This window comes from Persicitalea sp., from assembly GCF_041751555.1.
In the GTDB taxonomy this organism is placed as follows: domain Bacteria; phylum Bacteroidota; class Bacteroidia; order Cytophagales; family Spirosomataceae; genus Persicitalea.
The window spans coordinates 1-4,920 of record NZ_JBGSXF010000217.1 but is presented as its reverse complement, the minus strand read 5'-3'; the positions used below and the strand labels follow the sequence as shown (position 1 = coordinate 4,920).

Here is a 4,920-nt window from a genome sequence, read left to right as displayed (position 1 = left end):
TGGACGTGAACAACGACGGCTTCATTTCTCGGGCCGACGATCGGATACTGATCGGCAGCGCCCTGCCCAAGTTCATCGGAGGATTAACCAATACATTCAGTTTCAAAGGACTGGAATTGAGTGTAGTGATGAACTGGTCGTACGGCAACCAAATCTACAACATGACGCGCGGCGTGCTGACGGCCATGAACGACGACTTCAACCAAAGTACCGAAACGCTACGCCGCTGGAAAAAACCGGGCGACATCACCGACGTACCCAAAGCCCTTTACGGCTCGTCGTCGGTGAGCGGCGCATCGCCGACCGACGTATCCACACGATTCCTGGAAGACGGCTCGTTCCTGAGGTTCCGCAACATTACGCTGGGCTACAACCTCCCCAATTCCCTCATCCAGCGTATTGGCCTTACTAATCTCCGAATGTACCTGAGCGGACAAAACCTGATTACAATCACCAATTATAGCGGCTTCGACCCCGAAAGCCAGAACACCGGCGGTGGACGTATTCCGACGCTGGGCGTCGATTACCTGACTCAGCCCCAGGCTCGCGTCGTAACCTTCGGACTAAGCGTAGGATTTTAAGTAAAAACCCAACATTATTTGAATAGAAACATGAAAACAATTTGTAAAATATCCCTTTTCGCCGGACTTCTGGCCCTGTCGTCCTGCGGCGATTTGCTCGAACTGTCCCCGCCCAGCCAGATCGTGGCCGAGAACTTCTGGAAAACGGCGGGCGACGCAGAAGCCGGACTCATCAACGCCTACAACGCCATGCAGGGACCTATGGAGCAAAACTTCATTGTCGTACCCAATATCCTGGCCGACGACGCCCGCGCTAACAGCGGCGGTAATTTTACCCGGCACGAAGGTTTCGTGGCAACGACGATCCAGGGAAATGTCGCCAATCTCTGGCAAAATGTGTACGAGGCTATCCATGCGGCCAACGACGTGCTGGCCAACGTACCCGCCATCACCGACCCGGCCCTGCAAAAAGACCGGGTGCTGGGTGAAGCCTATTTCGTTAGGGGCTGGGCCTTTTTTCAAATGACGCGCTCGTTTGGGAAAATACCGCTGCCGCTGGAGCCGTCCAAGTCATCCGCGCAGGACTTCAACATCAAGCGCAGCGAACTGACTGAGGTGTACGCCCAAATCACCAAAGACCTGCTGGAAGCCGAAAAGCTGCTGCCTGCCACGCACCCCAGCGGCAACCGAGCCCGGCCCGCCAAAGGCTCGGCGAAGGGGTGGCTTGCGAAGGTATATCTGCAGCAGCCCAAGCCCGACTACGAGAAAGCCCTCACCAAATGCCAGGAAATCATGGCCGACCCGCAGTACAAGCTCGTGCCGGGGGCCAATTTCGGCGACCTTTTCCAGCCGGGCAAGCAGAATACCAGTGAAACGATTTTCGAGATGTCGTTCCGGCCCAACACGGCCACCGAAGGCCACGGCCTGGATCGGGAAACGGTACCTTATTCGGGAGCAAACCCCCGGATGCGGCCCACCCAGAAAATCATCGACGCCTTCAAGGCCACTCCTAGCGACATCCGCGCGTCAGCGAGCTTGGGTGTTCACAACAAAATCGATTATATCCGCAAATACGAGACCGCTCCCCCCACCACTACCAACCGGGGTACCCAGGCACCCAACATCGTGTACCTGCGGCTGGCCGACATCATTTTGCTGCGAGCCGAGTGTCTCAATGAGTTGGGCCGCCCCGCCGATGCCATCCCTTTCCTGAACCAAATCAGGGTGCGGGCGGGCCTGCCGCCCACCACCGCCCCCACCCAGGCCGAGGTCAAGCTCGCCATCGAAAACGAGCGATTTTTGGAACTGGCCTTTGAGGCGCATCGCTGGTACGACCTCCTCCGCTGGAACAAGGCTGTGGGTACAGTACCAAACCTGACCGAAGCCAACCGCGACCGGGTTCTCTGGCCCGTACCCGCCCGCGAACTGGATTTGAACCCCAATCTGGATCAGAATCCGAGTTATTAGATTAAGAGTAACGGTTGGAAAGGGGTTAGCGGTCAACGGTTAACCGGTACGCCGGAGCGGGTTCGCGGCCATCAATTGGCTGTGACAGAGGGAATCGTGGAACATCGTTAATCGCTGTCCTGCGTTGAGCGTCAACCTTTAACAACCCTTTTTTGCTTTTAGGTCGAAAGGAGTCCTAGGACGCCGTTTGACCATTAACCCATAACCCTTTTTGAACCCATGTCCAATCGAAGAGATTTTTTTAAGAAAGCCGGACTTCTGACCGCTGGCTCGCTGGCTGATATTAATTTCCAACGTCCCCAAAAGATTGACGTCCCCACCGATATCAAAGTCAAGGATGTGAAGGGGTTGGTGTTCCAGGATGGCTACGACCGGGGCGTGTACGTCCGTATCGAAGCGACTGACGGAACCGTGGGCTGGGGCGAGAGCAGCGCCAACGGCATCCGGGCCGTACAGGCAATCATCAATGATTTGCTAAAACCGCAGGTAGTTGGACAAAGCCCGTTCGATACCGAGCAACTCTGGGAGCAGATGTTCTGGAAAAACGTCGATCTGGGTTCGGGCGGAATCTTGACCTACGCCATTGCCGGGGTCGATTGCGCCCTCTGGGATCTGAAAGCCAAACTGCTGGGCGTTCCGGTCTATCAACTCATCGGCGGCAAGTTCCGTGACAGCGTACCCGCCTACGCTGGGTTCAGGCTCAAAGGCGGGGCCGTTCCGGTCGCCGAGGCCGTAGAACAAGCCGTTAAACTCGCCGAAAAAGGATTCAAACAACTCAAAATCAGGGCCCAGATTCGAGAGTACAATATCAACCCGAAAGACGACCCTTGTCTGAAGTACTACACGGCCGTTCGGAAAGAACTGCCCGACAGCGTCGATCTGTTCCTCGACCCCAACGAGGGCTACACGGGCTATCGGGCCATCGAGATCGGCAAAACCCTGGAAGGCATGGGCATGAAGTACTACGAAAGCCCCTGCCCCAACGAGAACTTGGAAGATTTGGCCACGGTGGTCGATGCGCTGACGATTCCAGTCCTGGCGGGTGAAAAATGCTACACCCGCTGGATGCTCAAAGACCTGATCGAGAAGGGCAAACCTGATATGGTAAACACCGATTTCATCAAGTCGGGTGGCATCACCGAGGGGCTGAAAATGTGCCACATTGCCGGCTTGCACCACAAACAGGTTGTGCCGCACAACACCAAACCCATGCAGGGCAGCGCGGCTACCATGCAACTGCTGGCAGCCATACCCAATTGCGGCCCGATGGTCGAATATATCGAGGCCGACCTCTATAAAACCATTTGCTCTATCTTTGACGAAGGCATCGAGTTCAAAAACGGCGAAATGCTGGTTCCCAAGGGCAACGGCCTGGGGCTGACCATCAACGAGAAGCGCGCGAAAGCACTATTCAAATACTAAACAAACTTCTGGCTATCAAATAACTAATTAAGGAATCATGTTGAAATCCTTATTCCTCCTTTTGCTTTTGCCCGCCCTTGCGCTGGCGCAAGAAGACATCTATCATCCCGACGTTCCTGAGTTATTCACCGTCTGGCACCGCGTGGCTGACTTTGCGCCCGCCATGCGCGCCGTGGAAGCGGCCCGGATTTCACCGGACGGGCGGACGGCAGTGTCCGTTTCTAAATTTGGCCCGGCGGTGCGCGTGTGGCGCGTGGCCGACGGCGCGCTGCTCTGGGAAAAGGATCAGAACGCCGAAGTAGAATGCGCGGCTTTCTCACCCGACGGTAAGCGTTTCGTGACGGGCGATGAGGATTATTTTGTCAAAATCTGGGACGCCCAAACGGGCCGCGAACTGAAAAAAATCGAGGTCAACAGCAGCCTGGACGGCATCACCTGGTCGCACGACGGCAAGCAGATTGCCGCTGGCTCAGAGAACGGCGATCTGCTGCTGTGGGACGCTAATACCTTCAAGCCAATGGGAACGCTCAACGTGGGCTCTACCATCAACTCGCTCGATTTCACTAGCGACGATAATCGCATCGTAGTGGGCGGCAATATTCAGACGCCCAATCCGCAAACCAAAAAAACGGACTACTTTGGCTTTGCCCGACTCATCGACTTGTCGGGTACCAGCCCCAAAGTAATTCGCACCTACGAAGGCCCGAAAGGTTCGGTGAAGTCCATCCGCATCTCCAACGACCAAAAATTCGTTGCCACGGGCGGCTTCGATAATGGAGCGCGGGTGTTCGAACTGGAAACGGGCAAGATGGTTTATGAATTCATCGAGCCGGAAAGAATCGAAGCCGTGGCCTTTACCGGCGATGGCAATTTTTTGGTAACAGGCGGACACCAGCACGTGATGACTTTCTACCGCTTGCGTGACGGCAAGAAAGTACTTGAGCAACCCAGTCCGCGTACCGAGTATCTCGATTTTTCGGCGGATGGCCGCTTGCTGCTCAGTGCCCACGAAGACAGCGGCCTCATTTCGCTCTACTTGATGCAGTCCAATATGCAGCACCGTCAGGAACTCTACCATCAGTTGGAGGTGAAGTACCTGAGGAATCGGGATTTGAAAGCGGAGAAAAAATAGTCTTTGGAAAGCGCTTGAATGCCAATCAAACTTTTTGAAATGCCCATAAAAATGTACTCACGATTAGTTTGGTTGGTAATCCTGCTCTGCCTTTTCTCAAAATCCCAAGCCGACACCCTAAACTGGAACCTCACCGCCTACAAAGCACAGGTGGGGCTCGTGGCGACTGTCGCGGGTGAGACCCTGACAATTGTTTGGCAAGGAGATAAGAACAGCGAGCTTCGGCTTCGGTTCGTCATTGAGCGGGGCGTACCCACGATTCGGGAAATGTCCATTCGGCCATCGGGTGGCAAGTGGCGAATACTTGCCACCAACCTCACGCCGGAATACCGGGTCGTGTCGGGTGTACGGCGCGTCACGCGACAACAGACCGAACCA

The 4,920-nt window shown here is 55.4% G+C and carries 3 protein-coding genes and 2 pseudogenes; all 5 read left to right on the top strand.

Annotated elements, in window-relative coordinates; translation table 11 throughout:
* Positions 1 to 581 (top strand): annotated as a pseudogene (locus tag ACEW8P_RS07870) (SusC/RagA family TonB-linked outer membrane protein); the annotation flags it as partial.
* Positions 582 to 611: 30 nt separating this feature from the next.
* Positions 612 to 1,988, top strand: a complete 1,377-nt coding sequence (locus ACEW8P_RS07865) for a RagB/SusD family nutrient uptake outer membrane protein (protein ID WP_373512542.1) — start codon at positions 612 to 614, stop codon at positions 1,986 to 1,988.
* A gap of 219 nt (positions 1,989 to 2,207) precedes the next feature.
* Positions 2,208 to 3,410: a mandelate racemase/muconate lactonizing enzyme family protein gene (locus ACEW8P_RS07860; protein ID WP_373512541.1), complete on the top strand. Its 1,203-nt coding sequence runs from the start codon at positions 2,208 to 2,210 to the stop codon at positions 3,408 to 3,410.
* A 37-nt stretch (positions 3,411 to 3,447) separates the two neighbouring features.
* Positions 3,448 to 4,542: a WD40 repeat domain-containing protein gene (locus ACEW8P_RS07855; protein ID WP_373512540.1), complete on the top strand. Its 1,095-nt coding sequence runs from the start codon at positions 3,448 to 3,450 to the stop codon at positions 4,540 to 4,542.
* Positions 4,543 to 4,593: 51 nt separating this feature from the next.
* Positions 4,594 to 4,920 (top strand): annotated as a pseudogene (locus ACEW8P_RS07850) (hypothetical protein); the annotation flags it as partial.

What these genes read in the sequence shown, in the direction of transcription:
- ACEW8P_RS07860 (WP_373512541.1), top strand. Translation starts at nt 2,208, where the DNA reads ATGTCCAATCGAAGAGATTTTTTTAAGAAAGCCGGACTTCTGACCGCT.
- ACEW8P_RS07855 (WP_373512540.1), top strand. Translation starts at nt 3,448, where the DNA reads ATGTTGAAATCCTTATTCCTCCTTTTGCTTTTGCCCGCCCTTGCGCTG.
- ACEW8P_RS07865 (WP_373512542.1), top strand. Translation starts at nt 612, where the DNA reads ATGAAAACAATTTGTAAAATATCCCTTTTCGCCGGACTTCTGGCCCTG.